The organism is Pseudomonas brassicacearum subsp. neoaurantiaca (assembly GCF_013608025.1).
In the GTDB taxonomy this organism is placed as follows: domain Bacteria; phylum Pseudomonadota; class Gammaproteobacteria; order Pseudomonadales; family Pseudomonadaceae; genus Aquipseudomonas.
The window spans coordinates 67,456-86,405 of the sequence record NZ_VDLV01000003.1 but is presented as its reverse complement, the minus strand read 5'-3'; the positions used below and the strand labels follow the sequence as shown (position 1 = coordinate 86,405).

The window sequence follows — 18,950 nt, the reverse complement described above, 5'->3', positions numbered from 1 at the left end:
ATAAAGAAACCCTGAAACGCACGCCAAACGGTAACTATCGGACGCAGTGAATACACGCTAGGCAGTGAGACCTGCATGAGGCAGGAAATCATAGAGAACCTCCGTCGCGCATCAGACCAAGACAACCTACAAAACTCCACTGAGAGCTCTAAGCCCATACAGCATTCGCACAGCAGCGTGCCCGACGGATGTCTGGCTTATCGAGCACAGGGAACCGGACAAGAGACGCGAATGATGTGGGAGTTATTGCCAAAGAAACTGCGGAGGGAATAAGCGACTTCCCATAAATCTACGAATGACGGAAGGCTCGAAACGCCTATATTCCTTAACACAGCCAAAAGTAAAGTTTTAATTCCAAAAAGGAATTACACAATTGAAATGCTAGATGCGTAGAATTCGGCATTAATTTATACACCACCATGCCTTGGCGCGTCAATATATGCTTAATGTTTTTACACAGAATTGTCAGTCTTCTCCATTCCCAAGCGCAGATAACCGGCTGTCAGCTCGGGCCCTCCAGGTCGGAAGGAGAGCCCTGTGAAGCATGTTTACCTCATTCAGATGGACACACCCCGCCTATTCGAGGTAGCCACCGAACGCCCGATTGACGCCTTCAACAGGTATGCGGGATACAAGACGAAAGAAGTGGGTCATGCGTTTGGTGAATCTGTGCCCTACCAATATTGCAGCTCGGTAGCTCATTTCTTCGACTACTGCTACGAAACAGGTGTGATGGGGGGCCAGCCCATGCCACCCGAAGTCGCTCAAAAGACCATTAACCTGTACTGGGAGTTTTTGACCAAAGGGGTTAACAGCACTGACTTCATCGTGCGCCGAGCTGCTAAAGCCCTGGGAAAGACTCCAGTCAAAACTGTGAGTGCTCAAAAGTATTTGGCCGGGGTTAATGACTTCCTTCGCACCAGCCAAATGAAGCTCAATGACTTGGCATCCCTCATTCGGATCCTCACCAAGAGCGACGCATTCGCCAACGTCATGTCTCTACCCCAAACGCAGGACAGACGGCGCACCAAAGCCGAAATGGACAACATTCATAACAACACGTTGACATTCGGCAATACACCTAAGGATGCCCATGCTTACGCCCCTGGCGGCATTCCCGGCGGTAAGGTCAAAAGCTCTCACGTTAGTCGGAATTTCCCCACTGAACATGTTCTGACGCTACTCAATAGCATTGAAGACCCTCAATGCAGGTGCGCTGCCGCAATGATTGCCGCAGGCGGCTTACGCCATTCAGAAGTTTGGGGGATTAGACGGTCGGACATCGATATTGATTCGCGTACCATCCGGATTGAAGATCCTAACTTCCACCGCAACCCTGCGGCGGAGAAAGCAGCGAGAAAGCTGCCATTCAAAGGCAGAACACTTGCGACCATTGTAATGTTCGAGCCCTTCAAGAGCCTGTTTTTTGAGTCTCTGGCTGACTATCTGGATGTACGGCCAACGACCGACAGTGACTATCTATTCGTTTCGAACGAAAGACAGACATACGGTGAGTCCATGCTTCTCTTGAGGAATATGAATTCGCTCAACAGGAATCTGAATAGGGCCTTGAGGAAGGCGCAGGTGGATCTTGGCACTATCTCACCTGCTACTGGGGCGCCTTATACCTCTCACAGCCTGAGGCATTTTTACGGGGTATGGGCAAGAAACTTTGTTTACATCCCCGGTCGTAATCAGATGGGGCTTACCTTGTCCGAGATAAAGCTTTTGATGGGCCACAAGGACATAAGATCGACGGAAAAGTACGCACGACTCAGCGAAGAAACCGTAATCGCTGAAATCGAGGCGGCAGAACGTATGAAAGCTTTATGGGGACGAAACCCTCACATTGATCAGATCAGATCCGCTATATACGCCGAGCTTGCCTATGATCTTTCGCAGCGAATTGCCGCATGATTAACACCTCCGAAAAAGTCATCCTAGCTCCAAACGTGAACATCCAGGAAGAGGTGCGCGAGGCCTTTGATACACTTTGCGAACAAATGCGCCAGGAGTATGGAAATAAAATTGATCAAGCCTTGGATAGCTCCAGCCGACAAGATCGAAGTAGGTTTTCGCTTTTCATTCTTAAAAGTTTAACAGGCTTCAAAAAAATCAACAAAACCCAGCTCGACTTGATGTATGACCTATCACTAATTAAAACAGAAGACACTTCCGGCGCAAGCACGCTTTATGAAAAACTTACCGGACGCCTACCTATCATCATTGAAGACGCTATAGGGTTACGGGTATCTTTTCGGGCAATGTTTGCGATCTTGTGGTCGAAAGGCCTAGCGACCTTACCTCATACATTTGAACTCCAAGGTATTTGGTCAAAATTCCCTCTCCTCGAACCGCTAAGTAAAGGCTTTATCTACGAGCACTCACAGGGTTTCCCAGAGACCATCAGAGCTTCCAGGGTCTTTCAATACAGAACTAACTGGCTTAAAGCTGAGGATGTAAGCCTTGAAGAACTATGGGAAGCTGCACCCAGTGTTTGCGACAACCGTGTGCCCGACCCGAAAGTTTTCCGCTACCTCCCCTGGATCAAAACCTTTGCAGCCAGACACCCGACGATCATATCGCCTGCAGATGCCTATAATCTAGAAAAATACCACCAATATCTACAGGCAAAATCCACTGCATCCATCTCCGCCCACGACTTCAAAATGAGCATTGAGGAGTTCAAGGACTATTTCGCAGTCCCGTTCGAGGACGCGGTGGAGATGACGCCAAAACAGCGTGAGCGTGCCAGACGAAATTACAAATCTGACTGGGCAAAAAAAACAACGGCAATTACAAGGCGCGTAAAGGATGCAACGATTGCCAAACAAATCTCGACACAACAAGATTTGACGGTCGAACAGCGCTACATGCTAACGCCCAAACCAGAGCGCACCACCAAAAATTTTAGCTGGCTCAAGAGCACGTATTATCCAGGCCGTGAACACGTTAACATTTGCAACCTATCCAAATTTTGGCTAGCTGCCGCAAATTATTATCTTGTTTATCTGGACAAGCATAATCACGCGACCAAAACGCGAAAAGGTAAAATCAGGGCCATCTTCTTACTTTTGGACTACCTGCTTTGCTACTTACCGATGTGGCTAGAAGAGAACCCTGACACACTGGTGTGCTTCCCTCTGCGCCCATCCGAATTCGAACGAGTTCTTTTTTGGAATAACACCATCTCTCAAGATGAACTAAACAGCAGCTTATTTGATTTTGGCCACCCGATCAGCGGAATTACTCTTCCATGCACGCTTACCCAGATATACGATATGACTTTCTCTCCCAAGACCAAGTCAGCTTTCGTCGCGACAATTCATGAGTTCTTTGAACTTATAATAAAGAACAACGCGTTCGTTAAAGCCGACGGTGAATGGGTGGTCGAGAAAGGTTTCGAGAATCCAGTCAGCCTCCTGTTTGATCGCTCAGGAAGCGGCGCACGGGGGAGCACCGACAAGGTGCCCCTGCCTCTCGACTCAACCGTAATCGCTAAAGCGTACCTCCAAGCGGTTGAACATGTCGGCCTATCCCTCCAGCAGCAGATTCTCAAGGGCGAACTTAAAGGCGATCAACTGGATGAAGTTCGACGAGCAGAGTGGATCGACCTATCTGAACTAGGTTTAAGTCACGAAATCCAGATCAGTAATCCTGACGACGAAAATGACGCGCTGGTTATTCCAGTTACGCGCATCATCAACGTTTACTCATGGTATTCCGGCCTGTATGGAGCCGCAAGTACCGAAGTTTACATGCCTTGGATAAGCGTCGTGAGGATGCTATCCATCGCCCTGCATGGTGGCTTGCGCCTTCAAAATTGCCAATGGCTCGATATCAATACATTCGACAGACTACTTAGCAAGCCTGAGCATCGAATACTCAACTCCTGCATTCTTTATGTTAATACAGATAAAGACGGGCAAGATCGTCCAGTTGTGATTCCCGATGACGTCATGGACTCCTTGATCGCTGAGCGGCATTTTCAGCGCAAGGTTTTCCAAAGCCCGCTGCTTCCGACGTACTATGAAAATGACCCTACAGATCCTAAAGAGTATGGAGAAATCCACTCCCTATTCCGCAGTCCTTGGAATCGCCATGCACTGCCCTTTTCTGACTCGAACTACTCCGAAAGATGGACACAATTACTATATGGCGTACAGGATGTTTACAACAGCCTAGTTCCTACAGAGCGCCATCATCAATTCGTTACTTATAACAAACACGGACAAATGAAGTCTGTCCATACACCACACTCGCTGAGGGCTACCTGGCTCACCCACGCTCGGATCTATGGCCACCTTGACATTCGAGTTGCTCAGCAGCAAGTCGCTCATAAAAACGCTTATACCACGGATTACTACACCATCCCGGACATCTCCGAGTCGATTAAGGCGATTTCGGAATCCAACAAGCTTATAATGCATAGCGCTTGGTCGCAGATGATGCCTGCTGCCAGCAGCACCTATATGACGCCCAATGCGATTAGCTCCGGCTGGCGCTTAGACCGAAACAAACTGGCCCAAGATCAGAATTTTATCAGCGTAAGTTCAGCAGTTATTGAGCACGAAAAGACTGGCATGCAAATTATTGCCTCAGACAAAGATCCAGACGTGGGCTTTTACTCAAACTGTATTTGCCTTAAAAACGGGAATTGCCCTAAAAACCTCATCGATTTCACTGGCAGATCTAGAGTCTGTGGGCTGTGCCCGATTGCCGCTTTCGGCATCGACCATTTGCCTGCGATAAACTGCCTGATCAGAAAACTGACTGGCGAATCGGAAAGCCTGGTGGGCAAACTTAAGAGCCTCAAGGCAAGCAAAGCAAACAGACACGAAATCGATGCAGTCCATCACGAGCTGACCGTGGCGAAGCTTGAATTAGGTAGCTACCACCTTGTTAGGCAGGCTTTAAAAGATCGTCTCGAGAAGGACGCTACTGGGCCACGACTGATCACCAGAATGCGGGATCTGAAAGACTTCCAATCTCATGAGATTGACATGAACAATCCTGCACAACGCGTGATAGCTCAATTGCTAGACAGCCAGGATTACCCTCAATTCACATCGCACAACTATCCCTACATGATTGAAAAAATCGCCAAGAACCCTGACTTACTTAAGATGGCCATTGCTCAGGATTCTGACCGGGACAAATATGCTGGGCAAGTCCTTTCAATCATGAAGACTATGAACCTGTCCGTGGCGGACATTGCCGACCGCATCGTCTCCAATTCACTCCCAATCGGCAGTCACCTTTAATGAAGCGAAAACCAAACTGCGCTGCCTACCAGGCAAACCAGCTTGCCAATACTCTCCGAGGCATCGAGAGCTGTTTAATACTTCTCAAAAAGGGGAAGCCGTTCCCCTCGATTAACCGGCTCACGCTAGAAGTTGGCAAGCAGTTGGACATTGATCCTTCTATCTTTCGCAAGCCTACAAGCGAACATCGAAAGCTACTAAACAAATACATTAAGGATTTAGTTTCAAGAGGCAGAAAGGAAACCGACGAACCTTCAGTCGATGCGCTTAAGATTCGGAATATTGAGCTCACCCGAAAGGTCTCCATCCTAGAAAAAGAGCTGAAAACCCCGCACAACAAACTGGCATTGGTGGCACCCAAAATTGCCAAGTCCGATCCAAGGCAATTCGACCTAGATAGCCTTTGCATGTTTATTGATGACATTTTGAAATGCCAGAGAAACCTACAATTCAAAGATGGCGCTCTATATAACCTGGAGACGTTTTCGGAGGAAGATGAGCTAGTATCAACCAATAATAATTGCAAAGTCTATCTGGAGTGGAAAAATGGACGTTAACACTCTCATCGAAATCTTATTGAAAATGCCAGTTGGGAACACAAAGGCTATAAAGCTCCAGAAGGTCGTAGTTGAGATTTTACGCAGCGGCCAAAGCCTGATGCTGCATCATGGCGAAGTAAATCTTTCGTCCCTCGCCGCGCTGGTGGGTTGTACGCGCCAGTGTTTTTATCCAGGTCGAGGACATGATGATATGCGAGCGATTGTTAGTCTTCTAAATACCCACGCTTCGGTGTTGGCAAACTGCGTGTCATCCTCCACTCCGCCAAAACTTGGAAAACTCAACGTTTCGCTCCACAAGGTTTTATCAGATAATGAAAAACTCAAGAGGGAACTACTAAAAAGCCAGGCGCGCTGGAAGGATCTTTACAACCAGCGTTTGATAGTGGACTAACTAATGGCGACGTCTTTGATCGTTAAAGTGATACACCGCCTTGACGGTACTGTAGTCGTCAAAGGTGTATTACCATGGAATCAACGGCGCGTGGTCTTCAGGCTTGAACGCGCACCAACGACGGCAATCCTGCTAGGCAAAACATACGGCGTGCGACGTTCTCAAGAAAGGATAGATTTTACGCTTACGTCGACCTCTGCTGCTCATTGGCACCTGCTGGTCAAGCACCACTTCTACTTGCCAGAACTGTACTTACCAAGGCGCGAGCAAGTTAGGCTCCTGGCTTTGAGTACCCAAGGTATCTCAGCCGCACTATTGGCGTTGGAACAGCAGGATCACAGAGCTCTGTGCATGTACATCTCTGAGCCGTATGCAAGTCAGCTGGCCTATCATTTCCATCGTCAATCTTGCCTCTTCGATGCAGCCACCTTCATGCTTGAATCCGGTTTTTGTCACTATCAGGCGCTTAATATCTGCCACCTCCATGGCCCTGGAGGCACTCGTGCACTATTTGAGACACCCGCCAAAGCGTTTCCATTCCTGGGTATTAGACATTTGCAGGACAACTCCTCGACCGCCAGCCAGCTCGCGAGCACTCCCAGTTATCAGCTAATCACCAAGATGCTCACCGACGCCAAGCGGGGGGCAACGGTTCTGAATGCCTTAGATCTCCCGGCGTCTCTCAGGTCGGCGCTACCTGATTGCTTGGACAAGAATCTGGTTGTTGGACACCATGATAATTTTCAACTCATGGGCCACCACCTGATCCAGAGTTCAATACGCTCGCAACTCCAGACGCTAACTCATGCCTTTTTTCCTACGTACTCCGACCGCGAGATCGAGTATGCCTACGTCCGGTATTCCAGCTTATACGGAGCCCTCAATGACTCTGACCACGGCCAGCTTGTTGGTGACGCGATTAATTCGCGGTTTTCCATATTCACTTACTCAAGTAACGAATCGGCTTCGTCGTTCTGTGACGAGTTTTCTTCCATTCTGCAGATTCTAGGAGGCTCTGAACCGGGTATTGTTCATCAGGGTCTATCTGGGCGGTATGGCTCCGAAGGCCATCTGGTAAATTGGGAATCTATACCTGCGGGACGAGGCGAGTACCGAACCTTTATTGTCTGGGACTTTCAATGGTACAGCGCGGTGGAAGTATCCCTGCTTCTAGGCCACTTCACCCCCTGTGACCGGGTCATCTTTCTTTGCAACCAAAAAACTGCAGTCGACGGCAGCTTGAATAGCCGCATTGTTAATCAGCTCCAAGGCTACTTCCCCAGTCACCACATTGAGCCGCCTCTTGGCGCTATCTCAAGCCTACCGTCAGGTCATTCGTCTCTGGATCAAGCTGTCGCGGGACTGCAGGCTGATCCCAACCTTGTCGCCATATGCGACAGCTACCAACTCTGCGAGGTGATCAACGAGTTAGTGCGCGAGCGTGGTAAACCAGTGGCCTTGGAAACGCAGTGGGACACCTACTCAAAGGGAGATCGACTGCTCCTCAAACAGACGCTTCCCAAACGGGTTAGCTACGCCAGGTTGGTCTCGACCGATGACCGGGGCTTGCGTGTCGAGACTCAGGGGAGACACTGGCGGATCGACACGGAGACGGTGAGGGAATCTGTATGCGCCCTTGGAGCCGCCATGACCATCGATGATGCGCTGCACGCCGGGGTAAGGCGCGCGATGGTGGTTGCCGGCGTGGCTCGAATGTTGGGACTTGCTCGGGCGGTCGAAGAGTACGGTGTCGATTTGGTGGGAGCCTTCGCACATGACCTGTCAAATGCCGGGGCCTCAGTAGTGGGCGTTTCGATGCAACGGATCACGCCAACTGTTGAATAGAATGCGGCCTGAAGTGGGAAGGCAGAGACGGTATCTTCGTCAATCCATGATCATGTCGCCCGCCTTAAATACTGATCATCTGGGGCTACAGCTTGACCAGCTACAGGGTAAATTACACACTCGTTTCTCCTCCTTCGGCTGTGATGGAAAACATGCTTCGACTGGTTGGCAGCTCCCTCGATATCACATCAGCCATCAACGATTTCAGGCTGTCCTACCATAAGGACTTCGCAAACGTGCAATCGATTGCACGTCGATATCTCAATGCGCCGTCGGGCAGCGCAAATGCAGCCCTACTCGCCCAGGCGCTATCTACAGCCTTGCGCAACTGGGGCGCTTGCAGACGGAGAAGCCCAATGCTTCGCCGCGTCCCGCAAATCGAAAGTGCTCTAAAGAACAAACAGCTTCATGGGCGCCTACTCAGATTGAGCCAGCAGAGCCTTGCGTCCTTCAGCCTCAATCTACAGGGGCATCGTCTCTTGGACAGCGATGCACCACTCAATGATGTTGGAGCCTTCGACCAGGAAATTCTGGAGATCCTGAATACGCTGGCGGATGTGCTGTTTATCAACAACACCCGCGTCACTTATCCCATGAAAGCCCTGCTTCTCATCACCGGACTGTTGCCGGCCCTGGATAGTCGGGTGAGAGGTGGCCTAACCCGAGCAGGGAAAGCTGGCTTCACCGGACAACAGCTACTTCCCAGAAACGCGCAGCAAGCCGCAGGCCGTCGGATCTGCGAGTTGCCATTTTATCTGGGGCACTGCTGGAGGCTACACCAGGAAGTGTTCGTAAAGGGGATTCAGGGGAGCAACCACAAGGGGCTGCAAGACACACCTGGCCGGGTTTTCGACATCCTGCTGTTCATGCAGAACCAAGCTATCCGAAATCAACTCCTCGCCTTCAAGATGGATAGTGAATGGCCATAACAACCATCCCCTCTCCCTCCCCCCCAATTAAGACTGAGCGCTGGGTAGTCGGTGTGCGCCTCCTGCGGTTAGCCTCATTTGAGTGGGCATCCGCAACGTTCATGATACCGGCACCTTAGCTCAGCAATCGAAGGATGCTCAGCATCGCTACGTGCCTTGGGCTTCGGGGGCGACTGTCGTTCACGTCAATCCAGTGCGGTTCGATATCAGCGGTCAGGAGTATTTTCTCCACGGCTCTGCCTCGGTCATGGTGCAGAGCCTGTTTCGCGAGGCATTCGGCCACCTTCCTACCCCGTAGCTTGATGTCGTTTCACAGTGCATCCGCTTTGGGCTTGCCCCCTTCGGGGTGCGGCTGTCGTGAACCAAACCCCGTCTGCGCCGGTTTTGGCCCTTCGGGCGTCCATCCTCAAGCCTTTGGCCCTTCGCGGGCCGGCGCGCTCCGCTTGCGCTGTAGGGGGTGCCACCAATAGATAATCCTGATACTCAGAATATGTTCATGCCTCTTAATGCCGTGTCCCATCGACTGCAGAAAGCTCCGGACGCCGCACGAGTTCAGGCTGATTCATCTTTGTGAGGTATCCACTTTGGCTTGGCTTCTCGTGATCCGAAGACGAACCTACCTATTGAGACTGTCTGGGCGCCGAACTCCAGCGAGGAGTGGTCGAACACCGGGGACAGCGCGCTATGCGCCTGAATAACTTCCTCCTGTCCTGGTTTTTGGGCAATGACAGCTCCATAGCCGAAGCGACAGGTTTGGGTGTTTACATAATGTACCCATTCAACGTCAGGTATCTCACCATGCATAAGCCCCTCCCTGCAGTAGCGCTCTCGGTATTCTCTCACTCCAAATAACATCATGTGTGGACTGATGGGGAACTGGATCGCTATCGGCCCATCAGGGGAAATGCTATAGGGATTCTGGCTTTCAATTGGAATTGATGGGTCGTACCAAACGACTGGATTGTCGCTTGTGAGAAACGGCACGTCTGACGTGTTATGGATGATGGCCAGGCCAACCGTATCGAAAAGCTCGCCGACCTTCTTGATAAGGCCAGGCATCGCATGAAGGCTTTGATGAGGGTCGATGGACACCTCTACCTTGTCGAGGATGTCTTCAAAACCTAGGGGTGGCGGTGAGAGCCTTCCATTCCTCACCAGCACTTTCATCGTGTCCTTAACGGTTGCCGCCAACCCCGCCTCAAACGCATCTCGCGCCGCAGGCACACGAGCTCGCTGAAGCGCAACAAACTGGATGAAGGGCTCAATGTCATCGTTTATGGAGTCTTTCCGAGCCAGCCTTTCAACAAGGGCTGGCCATGCGGACTCTACCTCACAGAAGATGTCTTCGAGGGTGTTATTGTCCTGACCGCCTTCGGGTAGCGGTTGCGAATAGTAATAGCGCTCAAACTGCGTTGTATCTGGCCTGGCAGGGAGCGCCCGACCAGGGTTGTCTTTACGGTAAACGAGAACTTGGCCGCCCTGATTCGCGAACGCTTTGAGATACGCTTTGGGGACAAAGTGATGGCGTTTTTTTTGCTGAGTAGAGTTCACTGCTCACCTAGATATCAATAAAGAATACGACGCTGACCGAATGCTCCGGCTGCTCCAAGGGATCAGAGTTCCTCATCTTCACCGCGAATCCAGTGGTGATCAGGAACGATCATTGTTCCGATAAGGCCATCCGTTTGCTTTCTCAGGATTTCCTCCTGCTGGGAAATTGCCAGTGCGAGCATCTGGATTGCAGCTCTCGCGACCCGAAGGGCACGCAAGGCCTCATCGATAAAATCTGAGCGGTTGAGATGCTCGATTTCAGGGGCTTGCCTCGCTTGCGAGGGATCCCCAAGGTCATGAAGCACTACGAATCGGTGCGTACCCGAATTTCGCAGATCCTTCTGTGAGCGGAGAATTCCATCTATACCGTCATAGTCTTCTGCCAGCTCGGCCAGGCCGTACATTGCGTATACGCCTGCACGAATCAGTGCCTCCACTTTTTTTGCGAGCGGAGTACCTGTTTTCTTGTCTGCGGAATCTCTCCACAGCCTTCCGAAACTGACCTTGTTAGGAGCTGCTCCAAGCTCGAAATAATAGTTCGCCGTTACGGCCACCTTGTCGAGCAGGTCAAGGGCTGTTCGATGCGCCAGTATGAGTGCCGAGGTATCAGGGCCATACATTGCGTAGTCGAGCGTGTCCGCATACTGGCCTGTTTTCGGCCAAACGCTTCCATCACTTGCACGCCATGCCAAATCCCGTGCGAGAACAAAATCGCTCTTCAGCATATTGAACATGGCGAACAATGGCGGCGGCCTCCCGCCCATTTCTGGTTCACGCTCGAGAATACCTGGAAGGGAAAGCCAGTCGAGCTTGCCCAAGGATGGATCGACGAGTTCTACCGCAGGGGCAAGCGTAAGACGTTCCTCTTCAACCCACCTAGTGAATGGATTGATGTGCTGAGAGCGCGAGGGAGGATCGCCTAGCTCACTGGCTAGCGCTTCAACATTAGCTGCGACGCTTTCACCGGCATACTGAACAATTCGCTCCCTATGTCGAAGCGCTTGCTTGGCTAACATCACGGCTTCCATGTGCGTTAGCTCTGAGCAGCCTCCACGCCTATAAAGCCACATTAGATCCAATGCTGCGCAGAATGCGGCGACGCCGTTTTTTGGATCAACCTTTAGCGCAGAAAGGCGGGCATCATGAGCCTCAGAAAGCCGGTAGGTTTTTGCGAACAAATTAGCGAGGTTCGTCCAGGCTTGCGTGCGTAATTCCACATCGGCATCTACGTCTTGCACCACCCTCCAATAGCATCGTCGAGCTTCGGCTCTGTAGGCCCGAGCCTGTTCCTGATGATCTAACCATTTAGAATCAGCGCTCCCACAACTCGCTGATTCAACTAGCCCGTTTGCTAAGTTGTAAGTGATGTCTGCCGTCGGATACAAGTCGTAAAGTTCGCGGTATAGCTCAAGGCCCTCATCGATTGCATCTTTACGACCAAGCGAGGCGCCGGCATTGACCAGAGTAGCCGCACGGAGGGACATCATATTTAAACGATCCCGCCCATCTAGAACGAGGTCACGAGCTTCTTGTATCGCAAGGTTGGGGTCAGCATCCACCAGGGAATTGAGGTGTGATGAGAGTTCCGAAAATTTGCTCAACATACAAAACGCCTTCTTTGATATGGGCGTTACAACTGAGGCCACTTAATGGAAATCCAGAGTATCTACGTCGTCACTGCGCCCCAAGCCCAATCACCACCGACAACAACGAAGATCTCAGATTTGAAAAGTCGTGCTCGAAAGGCAGCTTGTACCGCGTTACGGACATCGTTCCGTACAGCCGCCACGCTGGTGCCGTTAAAGAATCCCATCGTAGAGGTGGTAGGAATGACCACATGCTGCCCGTCGTCTCCCTTGACCACCTTCGCTAAGCCGATCCGCTGAAGATCCGCATACGCATTCTCATAGTCTTTGGAAGACGCGTTTTTCAGATCAAAGGTGCAATAAACCAAGTAGCTCATCACTCAAACTCCTAGAAACCTCGTGACCAATGAAATGGGGCCAGCCCAATTATGCGGCTGGCTCCCTCCCAGAGACCTACCGTCTAGCCTCTATCTATTGGGTGTGGCACACCGAGGAACACGTCCGGCAACCGTTCGATTGCCGGTAGGTGTTGCGAGCTTGGCGAACAGCGGTCGCACAGGTGGTGTGATAGCCAAGATCAAGGCGGTTGTGAACTGCCGGCAAATAGATGCACGTACTGGTATGCACCTCGTGGTCACCGTTGGTCTGTGCGTTGCGGTTGACGAAATACTGAGCCATTTTTACTCACCCCGCTCTTTGTTCGATTGGGCGAGTACCGAGGCCGCGAGGGTCTTGGTGGTGGCGTTGTACTTGTTGCTGTCGAGGACATGACTGGCCTTGGTCTCCATGTCGGCACCGGTTTGTTTACCGCTGGAGGCCTGAGCCATAGCCGACCCTGCCAATTCTTTCTGAATAACCGAGGAGCTATCGCTACGCAGGATTTTGGAGGCTAGGCTGGCCACTGGGGTCGAGGTTTTTTTGGTATTTTTAGGCACGGTTAGGTGCTCCGGTATCTAATAAAATTGAGTAGGCAGGAGCAACCCCTTGAGCGGAAAACCGAGCTGAATGGTTGACATCCAAAGTCGGTTTTTCTCTAATGCGCGTCCCACCAGTGTCTGCATTGGTCAGGGATAGGCGGGTATGTGTGCGCGGCGACCAAACTTTGCACGCATACCCGCTGTGTTCACTGAAACCTCAGCCTCCCGCCAAAAAACACAACATGTAGTGCTTATGTCAAGATGACCCACAAGATAATGTGGTCACTTTGACATTGCAAGATGGCAAAGCTGTGGATAACGTGTGGGCAAATTTTAAGTTGGATCCATTCCTACCCTGTATGGATGCCCAGGCCCTTCTAGATCGCGGCCTGCGCCCCCGCCGACCTGACACAATCTGAAACACTATCCCTACTGATGATCTTTTAATCGCCTGAAACCACGCGTTGACGCACTTAAAGATGACAATTCAATGGCGTCATTTCTTTGCTTGAATAACTTCCGAACTGCCATTTTCGCTGGCTCTTCAGGGCTGCAAACTCCCTTCTTGTCGCTTGGCTTATGTACCCCTAATCTGCCCGTTACGGCCTCTAAACAGCCCTAATGTGCTATTTAGGGATCATTACGCTTAGCGAATCATCACGGCGCTTTACTGTGCAGGGGTTGCGAAAACGGCTCTTCCACCAGTCGCCAAAAAATTAAATCGGATTCCTTGCTCGAAGGTGAGTAGTGGATCTTGGAGACTTACCTCGCAGTCCCAACCACTAAAACCTGAGTTTTCCCATGATCCGTAAATCCGCTTTCACTGGCTGGTCAGCCCCTAAAGACTCATACCACCTGCAGCAAACCCGCGAAAATTTCTCCGAGCCTGACTACCTTAACGCTCTCGCCCAAAGTATCCAGGACGTGAAACCAAGCACCTGCTTCCGCGACGCCATGCTCCAAGCCATCACAGTAGATAAATACACTCTCGGCGGCCAAGAGCTGGGTAAGCGCACTCGAGCGATCCTCGAAGCACAAACGCAACAAGCCCCTGCTTTTTAACTATTTCAAGAAGCCATCATGAACGACAAAGCAGCCAAAAAACTTGCCGAGGGTGAGCTGGCCCGTAAGGGTCGAGCGCTCCAGAGCATTAAGGAAATTCTGGGGCTCACCGACGAGACCTACCAGTCATGGGTTAACAGCATGACTGAAAACGAACGAGCGACTCACAACGCGGAGGTTGAGTGGTACATGGTGACCTGCACGATCATGTCCGCTGAATACGTGCAGTGGTCGAGTCAACTGCTGCTCGCCGCTCCGGAGGGCGTGGAGTCTGAAAACACATACCAGTCTAGCCTTCTTGCGCCGATGGGTGCCGTACTGCTAAACGCCCTAGAGAAGAATCCTGGGGAAGCCGTTCCTCAGAACCTTCGCGGCGCAGCGAACCAAATTAAGAGGTTGGTAGACGCCAAGCACCGCTTCCTGACTGAGCTTAACAAGAACCTGCGTGAGGAAGAGAAAGCAACCTATGGCGATCTGCTGCAAATCTGCGACCCCTTACTCTGCGCTATGCCAGATCTTCAGCTGTACGAGACCTTCTATAGGCTGAATTTGGCTTGGAATTTCCGGGCCAAGCTGCTCGTGAGACCTCAGGACAGCATACCTGAACATAAAATCGGGGAGGCCGTCGCCAAAGCGTACCGACGTACAACTGAGCTTTCCAGCATCGCTGTCCAGCGTGTGCTCGAGTCCGCCGCAACTCCTGAAAAGGACTCGCTTGCTGCAAGACTGATGCTGGCCACCATGGTGAACCGTTCGCACTGGGAGCTTCTCGAATTCGAGCGCATGGAGCAGATAGCCACCCAAAGCCTTTCCAGGCTTGTCCGTGGACTTCAGCGGATGGGCAACCGCCTTGTTCCGGCTTACCTCGAAAAGGAAGCTTTTAAGGAATGGCTGATAAAGCAGTTCTCGCAGGACGACTTTCCAGGCGAGGCGGAGTGGCGAGCGCTAAAGCCCCAACACCTTGAGCGCTTCTACACCCAAGCAGGTTGGGTTCTGCAATGGGAAAAACTTGACTTCGTGGAGCACGAAGAAAAAAAGGAGGTTCTGCTCAATATATGCGCCCTACACCTCGCCTGGAGCTACTGCACTGCCGAAAAGCATGACCTCAGAGTGCCAGATGTCAAAGATCTCGATCTCGTCAATGGACGCGAAATCAAGAGCGGCGAGCAGGTGCCGTTGACTCGGATCATGTACCAACAACGACAGCTGAACACGATGGTCAGGAGCCATCAGCACTACGAGCTCAATCCTCACAAGCTGGAGACGCACACCCAGTGCAACGGGGATGGCCGGCGCCAAAATATGCACTACATACGCTCGAATCTGCATAACCTTTCACTGGCGCAGTGGAAGAGCCTCACTCGCGGCGTATGGGATGTGCTTACGCCACTGCTGTTGAAGCGCGGCGAGTTGTAACCATGGCACGGCGGGCGGCATAGCTGCTGGCCGGTTAACCCAAAAACCTATCCGGGCCCTGATATGTATCAGAAAGACCACTGTCCTCACGAAGCTCCCAGCGAAATGCTGGATGAAAATGGCAATCGCCTGAAGAATCCGAATCGCATCACGATTAATCAGCACGTGATTCCCCAGCAACACCTGAAGGAATGGCTGGGAGGGGAACACCTCATCAAAATATACCGCAAGCAGGGTGGCGACCCAGTCTACCGAGCCCCGAAGGATGCGTTCGTAGTTGCCAGGTTGTGGGATCAGCCAGCCGAGCAAGGCATGATCAAAGTGAACGAAGATAATTATCAGCAGCAGATAACGACTTTGAGAAAGCAGGGGAGCATTGCCCGCCATCCCTTCATCACAGAGTATTTCGTGATGCTGGCAGCAAGAGCTTACCTTGCCGCCAAAGAAAGACCACTTTACGACTCCATCCTGACGTCGCCCCACTGGATGCCATCTCAGGTCGAGCTGGAGGAGGATGAGGTAGGGCAGATTAATGAAACAGTCCGCTCTTTTAGAGGCGCTGGGAACCCACATGCAATCGCCCGCCAAGTCGCCTCGATGGCTCTAACATCGTTTTTCATCCAGGGGAGAGAGCGGCTGAGAGAAACAGTGTGGGTGCCTTACGCGACGACTGGTGAGAAGTTCATTCTTCCCGACTCAAACGTAGCACTGTTCACCGCACGCTTTCTCGCTATCCCTGTGAGTCCTGATCTTGTATTGATGGACGAGAAACTGCGCGCTCAACTCCAAGGGGCCGGTCAACTAACACCGGAGTACCTGAACAAAAAGTTCTTGGAGTCGTCAGTTCGCTATCACGTGGCTCCCAAGTGACCCTCGCACGAGGAGCCGTGCACCTAAGTCATGGCCGGCCAAGCAGGCCCCTGAAGCACTTCGTGCCGGCGCTCGCTGCTTTCACAACTTGATGAGAACGCAAAGGTTACATATGCGAAGCTCAGAACTCCGGAGGTGATCTTGAACGGCGATGATTTTGGTAGGGAGGGGAGCCGAACTGTGACTACCCCGAGTATCAAGGGCCGACAGGAGTCGAGGTCAGGAGGCTTCGTCGATCAGAGACGGTAGGCCGGCCTCTTTGATGAATTCGTAGATCCGAACCCGAATCTCTCGCATCCGCTTTGGATTGAACTTCTCGCCGCCCACGCCGAACATGTCGTCGTGATCAAGCATAAAGCGGATACTGGCGGTATGGCCAGCCACGCCATCTTGAACCTGCTGCTCAAAAACGACCACAGCTAAAGGATCATTCTCACCGCCGCGCTGAATTCGAGCATGGTAAAGGCCCATGTACCATGGCGTAGACCCAGGAGTGGAATTGGAGTCTTTGACACGTCCCCAAGCTCGATCATGGTCTTGGGTGTAAATTTCTACGAAACCCTGATTCGCCCATAGATCCATCAAATCTTGCAGGTGGGTTACGTAAGTGCCAGCGATGTCGTGGGTATAGCCGATTTCGTTGCTGATTTCGAAAAAAAGATGACTAAGTTCGACGCCGGTAATGTCACGTCGAATGATGGTGCTGTCAATGGGCGACTCGGGCATGATTGCGAGCTCTTTCCTTCGAAATCTCGAGCGCCTTTAGAATTTTTTCCAAAGTGCCTGCCCGATCCTGGGGACAAATTTTGATGCCGCCCACACCATTTCCCAGCTCTGCCAGGGTTTTCACCTCTGGTCGCAGTGTCTCGGTACGGTTGGTCATAGCATTAACCTCTTAGAAGGGAAAATAAAATCCGGCCCTTGTCACACAAACGTATCAAATTTGATCAACGGACGCAATTAAATCGGATTTCTTGAGCGACTCACTGGCGCATGGTTGGCCGGCTATTTGCTGGCTTGGACATCTCACCTACTTCTTGGCTTCGGCCAACCACAACAGGCTAAATTTCGCGCAAGAGCTCTGGCTCATGCGCGCGCGAATTAGCGGTGGGACATTGCCGACCAGCAACAGACTTTCATTGGTACAAGGTTGGTAGGGATGTCGGAAATGTTCGAAATCAGGGCTCGCATCTGATTCAGCCGCTTTCCTTGGCCTCTGATGTCGATGATTGAGCAGAGACGCGACACCGTAGCCCAGCAGAGGCCTCACGTTTTGTGTAGGCACATGGACAGCTACCTCATTAGCCCAGCCGCGTTTTTTACATCGACTTAACCGATACTACTTCCACGTACTTGTACTTCTGCCTGGCAGCCCTCACGGTATCTTGCTCAGCAAGCAACGAACTCAGCGTGTCGGCCTCATGGATCAGCTCGTGCATCGTCCCCTCGAATTCGTTTCCAACCCGAAGCGTGACCCTGAGCCTAGGCGTGAACGGTTTCGCCGGCTTCTTCTTGGCTGCAGATGCAGCTATCGGCTTGGTGATGACGACTTCTGCCACAGGTTCCGGTGCTGGAGGTGCAAGAACCTCTTCGGGCTTAGCCGTACCGAACAAAGCGCGGCGCATTTCTTCTTCAGTTAAATCAGCTTTCATAAAACGTCTCAATGGAGCAGCAGGAGATTTCAAATGCCCAGCTCAATTTCAAGACAAGAACCCCTCCAGGCTCGCGAAAGTTGCCCCTTCGGCAGTAATGTAATGAGCCCGTCCGCTAGGTCACTGGCGTGCCGGGCGTACAGCATCACTGTGCCCGGAACCGGTGTTCGATCCGCAACGAAAGCACCTACTCGCTCTTGGGCAATTTTCAGTATATTCAGGACTTCTTGGCTCACCAGTTTGGTGGACAGGTATTCAACGATTGGTATGGGCGGAGGAGCGGCCTGACTCCACATCTCCATGACTACTTTGAGGAGCCCGTCTGAACCAAAATGCTTGAGGGCCATTTCCCATAGCTCACCCTCCTGCGCCATATCTAGGCGAGCCCTAGTCATTAAGGAGCTCTAACAAAGTGAGACTCTTTTTCTTGATTGCGAGTTTACCCGGCTCTCGGCAGCTGCGAAGCTGATATCACTCGCATTGGTGGCTGGGGATGGGCGCGAATTCTACGTCGAATTGCTCGATACTTGGCAAGAAGAAGACTGCAGTGATTTGGTAAACGAGATCGTGCTTCCGCAGCTGTGGGGTGGGAGCTACTCGCTACCCACAGCTGAAGCCAGGTTGTCTCTGCTCAAGTTTCTGACGTCGTTCAAAAATGAGGTCGAGATTGTCACTGATGCCTCCCAGTACGATTGGGAGCTTTTTTTCGACCAGGTCTATGAGGACGGACGATGGCCCAGAATCGTTCGTAATTTCCCCACTGATGCAACGACCCTTTCTTCGACTAGCGAGGGTGGACAGCTACCACACCACGCGTTGCACGACGCCAGGATTATTGCCGGCATGTTTGCGTCAGTGAACTGAGGGAACGTTATCCTGATTAGGAACACGGATCAACAATCTGGAT

The 18,950-nt window shown here is 51.7% G+C and carries 17 protein-coding genes; 10 read left to right on the top strand and 7 right to left on the bottom strand.

Features of this window, described 5'->3' with window-relative positions; all coding sequences use genetic code 11:
* The first annotated feature begins 537 nt into the window (after positions 1 to 537).
* The 6 genes from FHK92_RS27980 (at position 538) to FHK92_RS02350 (ending at position 8,989) form a co-directional block, all read left to right on the top strand.
* Entirely contained in the window at positions 538 to 1,917 is a 1,380-nt protein-coding gene (locus FHK92_RS27980; protein ID WP_181286653.1) for a tyrosine-type recombinase/integrase, read from the top strand.
* Positions 1,914 to 5,264, top strand: coding sequence for a hypothetical protein (locus tag FHK92_RS02370; RefSeq protein ID WP_181286652.1), 3,351 nt, complete (start codon positions 1,914 to 1,916; stop codon positions 5,262 to 5,264). Before FHK92_RS27980 ends, FHK92_RS02370 begins: the two co-directional genes overlap by 4 nt.
* On the top strand, positions 5,264 to 5,821 hold the full coding sequence (locus FHK92_RS02365; protein WP_181286651.1) for a hypothetical protein: 558 nt from the start codon (positions 5,264 to 5,266) through the stop codon (positions 5,819 to 5,821). Before FHK92_RS02370 ends, FHK92_RS02365 begins: the two co-directional genes overlap by 1 nt.
* Complete coding sequence (locus FHK92_RS02360; protein ID WP_181286650.1) at positions 5,811 to 6,215, top strand: hypothetical protein; 405 nt, start codon at positions 5,811 to 5,813, stop codon at positions 6,213 to 6,215. The genes FHK92_RS02365 and FHK92_RS02360 overlap by 11 nt, the downstream gene beginning before the upstream one ends.
* Before the next feature lie 3 nt (positions 6,216 to 6,218).
* A complete protein-coding gene (locus FHK92_RS02355) occupies positions 6,219 to 8,060 on the top strand; it encodes a hypothetical protein (RefSeq protein ID WP_181286649.1) in 1,842 nt (613 codons plus the stop codon).
* A gap of 356 nt (positions 8,061 to 8,416) precedes the next feature.
* On the top strand, positions 8,417 to 8,989 hold the full coding sequence (locus FHK92_RS02350; RefSeq protein WP_181286648.1) for a hypothetical protein: 573 nt from the start codon (positions 8,417 to 8,419) through the stop codon (positions 8,987 to 8,989).
* 552 nt (positions 8,990 to 9,541) lie between these two features.
* Here FHK92_RS02350 and FHK92_RS02345 read toward each other — a convergent pair.
* The 4 genes from FHK92_RS02345 to FHK92_RS02330 form a co-directional block, all read right to left on the bottom strand.
* On the bottom strand, positions 9,542 to 10,540 hold the full coding sequence (locus FHK92_RS02345) for a DUF4238 domain-containing protein (RefSeq protein ID WP_181286647.1): 999 nt from the start codon (positions 10,538 to 10,540) through the stop codon (positions 9,542 to 9,544).
* A 62-nt stretch (positions 10,541 to 10,602) separates the two neighbouring features.
* Entirely contained in the window at positions 10,603 to 12,144 is a 1,542-nt protein-coding gene (locus FHK92_RS02340) for an LA2681 family HEPN domain-containing protein (protein WP_181286646.1), read from the bottom strand.
* 62 nt (positions 12,145 to 12,206) lie between these two features.
* Entirely contained in the window at positions 12,207 to 12,503 is a 297-nt protein-coding gene (locus FHK92_RS02335; RefSeq protein WP_181286645.1) for a hypothetical protein, read from the bottom strand.
* A gap of 303 nt (positions 12,504 to 12,806) precedes the next feature.
* Positions 12,807 to 13,061: a hypothetical protein gene (locus tag FHK92_RS02330; protein WP_181286644.1), complete on the bottom strand. Its 255-nt coding sequence runs from the start codon at positions 13,059 to 13,061 to the stop codon at positions 12,807 to 12,809.
* Positions 13,062 to 13,844: 783 nt separating this feature from the next.
* Between FHK92_RS02330 and FHK92_RS02325 the strand changes: the two genes are divergently transcribed.
* From FHK92_RS02325 to FHK92_RS02315, 3 genes are all read left to right on the top strand, one after another.
* Positions 13,845 to 14,105: a hypothetical protein gene (locus FHK92_RS02325; protein WP_181286643.1), complete on the top strand. Its 261-nt coding sequence runs from the start codon at positions 13,845 to 13,847 to the stop codon at positions 14,103 to 14,105.
* Positions 14,106 to 14,123: 18 nt separating this feature from the next.
* Positions 14,124 to 15,521, top strand: a complete 1,398-nt coding sequence (locus FHK92_RS02320) for a hypothetical protein (protein WP_181286642.1) — start codon at positions 14,124 to 14,126, stop codon at positions 15,519 to 15,521.
* Positions 15,522 to 15,584: 63 nt separating this feature from the next.
* Complete coding sequence (locus FHK92_RS02315) at positions 15,585 to 16,391, top strand: hypothetical protein (protein ID WP_181286641.1); 807 nt, start codon at positions 15,585 to 15,587, stop codon at positions 16,389 to 16,391.
* Between the two features lie 219 nt (positions 16,392 to 16,610).
* Here FHK92_RS02315 and FHK92_RS02310 read toward each other — a convergent pair whose 3' ends face one another.
* The 3 genes from FHK92_RS02310 to FHK92_RS02300 form a co-directional block, all read right to left on the bottom strand.
* Positions 16,611 to 17,117 carry a hypothetical protein gene (locus tag FHK92_RS02310; RefSeq protein ID WP_181286640.1) on the bottom strand — a complete coding sequence of 169 codons (507 nt, stop codon included), beginning with the start codon at positions 17,115 to 17,117 and terminating at the stop codon, positions 16,611 to 16,613.
* Positions 17,098 to 17,274: a hypothetical protein gene (locus tag FHK92_RS02305; RefSeq protein ID WP_164673168.1), complete on the bottom strand. Its 177-nt coding sequence runs from the start codon at positions 17,272 to 17,274 to the stop codon at positions 17,098 to 17,100. Before FHK92_RS02305 ends, FHK92_RS02310 begins: the two co-directional genes overlap by 20 nt.
* A 436-nt stretch (positions 17,275 to 17,710) precedes the next feature.
* Positions 17,711 to 18,043: a hypothetical protein gene (locus FHK92_RS02300; protein ID WP_181286639.1), complete on the bottom strand. Its 333-nt coding sequence runs from the start codon at positions 18,041 to 18,043 to the stop codon at positions 17,711 to 17,713.
* Positions 18,044 to 18,508: 465 nt separating this feature from the next.
* Here FHK92_RS02300 and FHK92_RS02295 point away from each other — a divergent pair, with 465 nt between their 5' ends.
* Positions 18,509 to 18,907 carry a hypothetical protein gene (locus FHK92_RS02295; protein WP_375154596.1) on the top strand — a complete coding sequence of 133 codons (399 nt, stop codon included), beginning with the start codon at positions 18,509 to 18,511 and terminating at the stop codon, positions 18,905 to 18,907.
* Positions 18,908 to 18,950: the final 43 nt, after the last annotated feature.

What these genes read in the sequence shown, in the direction of transcription:
- FHK92_RS02370 (WP_181286652.1), top strand. Translation starts at nt 1,914, where the DNA reads ATGATTAACACCTCCGAAAAAGTCATCCTAGCTCCAAACGTGAACATC.
- FHK92_RS02365 (WP_181286651.1), top strand. Translation starts at nt 5,264, where the DNA reads ATGAAGCGAAAACCAAACTGCGCTGCCTACCAGGCAAACCAGCTTGCC.
- FHK92_RS02360 (WP_181286650.1), top strand. Translation starts at nt 5,811, where the DNA reads ATGGACGTTAACACTCTCATCGAAATCTTATTGAAAATGCCAGTTGGG.
- FHK92_RS02355 (WP_181286649.1), top strand. Translation starts at nt 6,219, where the DNA reads ATGGCGACGTCTTTGATCGTTAAAGTGATACACCGCCTTGACGGTACT.
- FHK92_RS02350 (WP_181286648.1), top strand. Translation starts at nt 8,417, where the DNA reads ATGCTTCGCCGCGTCCCGCAAATCGAAAGTGCTCTAAAGAACAAACAG.
- FHK92_RS02340 (WP_181286646.1), bottom strand. Translation starts at nt 12,144, where the DNA reads ATGTTGAGCAAATTTTCGGAACTCTCATCACACCTCAATTCCCTGGTG.
- FHK92_RS02335 (WP_181286645.1), bottom strand. Translation starts at nt 12,503, where the DNA reads ATGAGCTACTTGGTTTATTGCACCTTTGATCTGAAAAACGCGTCTTCC.
- FHK92_RS02325 (WP_181286643.1), top strand. Translation starts at nt 13,845, where the DNA reads ATGATCCGTAAATCCGCTTTCACTGGCTGGTCAGCCCCTAAAGACTCA.
- FHK92_RS02320 (WP_181286642.1), top strand. Translation starts at nt 14,124, where the DNA reads ATGAACGACAAAGCAGCCAAAAAACTTGCCGAGGGTGAGCTGGCCCGT.
- FHK92_RS02315 (WP_181286641.1), top strand. Translation starts at nt 15,585, where the DNA reads ATGTATCAGAAAGACCACTGTCCTCACGAAGCTCCCAGCGAAATGCTG.
- FHK92_RS02310 (WP_181286640.1), bottom strand. Translation starts at nt 17,117, where the DNA reads ATGCCCGAGTCGCCCATTGACAGCACCATCATTCGACGTGACATTACC.
- FHK92_RS02305 (WP_164673168.1), bottom strand. Translation starts at nt 17,274, where the DNA reads ATGACCAACCGTACCGAGACACTGCGACCAGAGGTGAAAACCCTGGCA.
- FHK92_RS02300 (WP_181286639.1), bottom strand. Translation starts at nt 18,043, where the DNA reads ATGAAAGCTGATTTAACTGAAGAAGAAATGCGCCGCGCTTTGTTCGGT.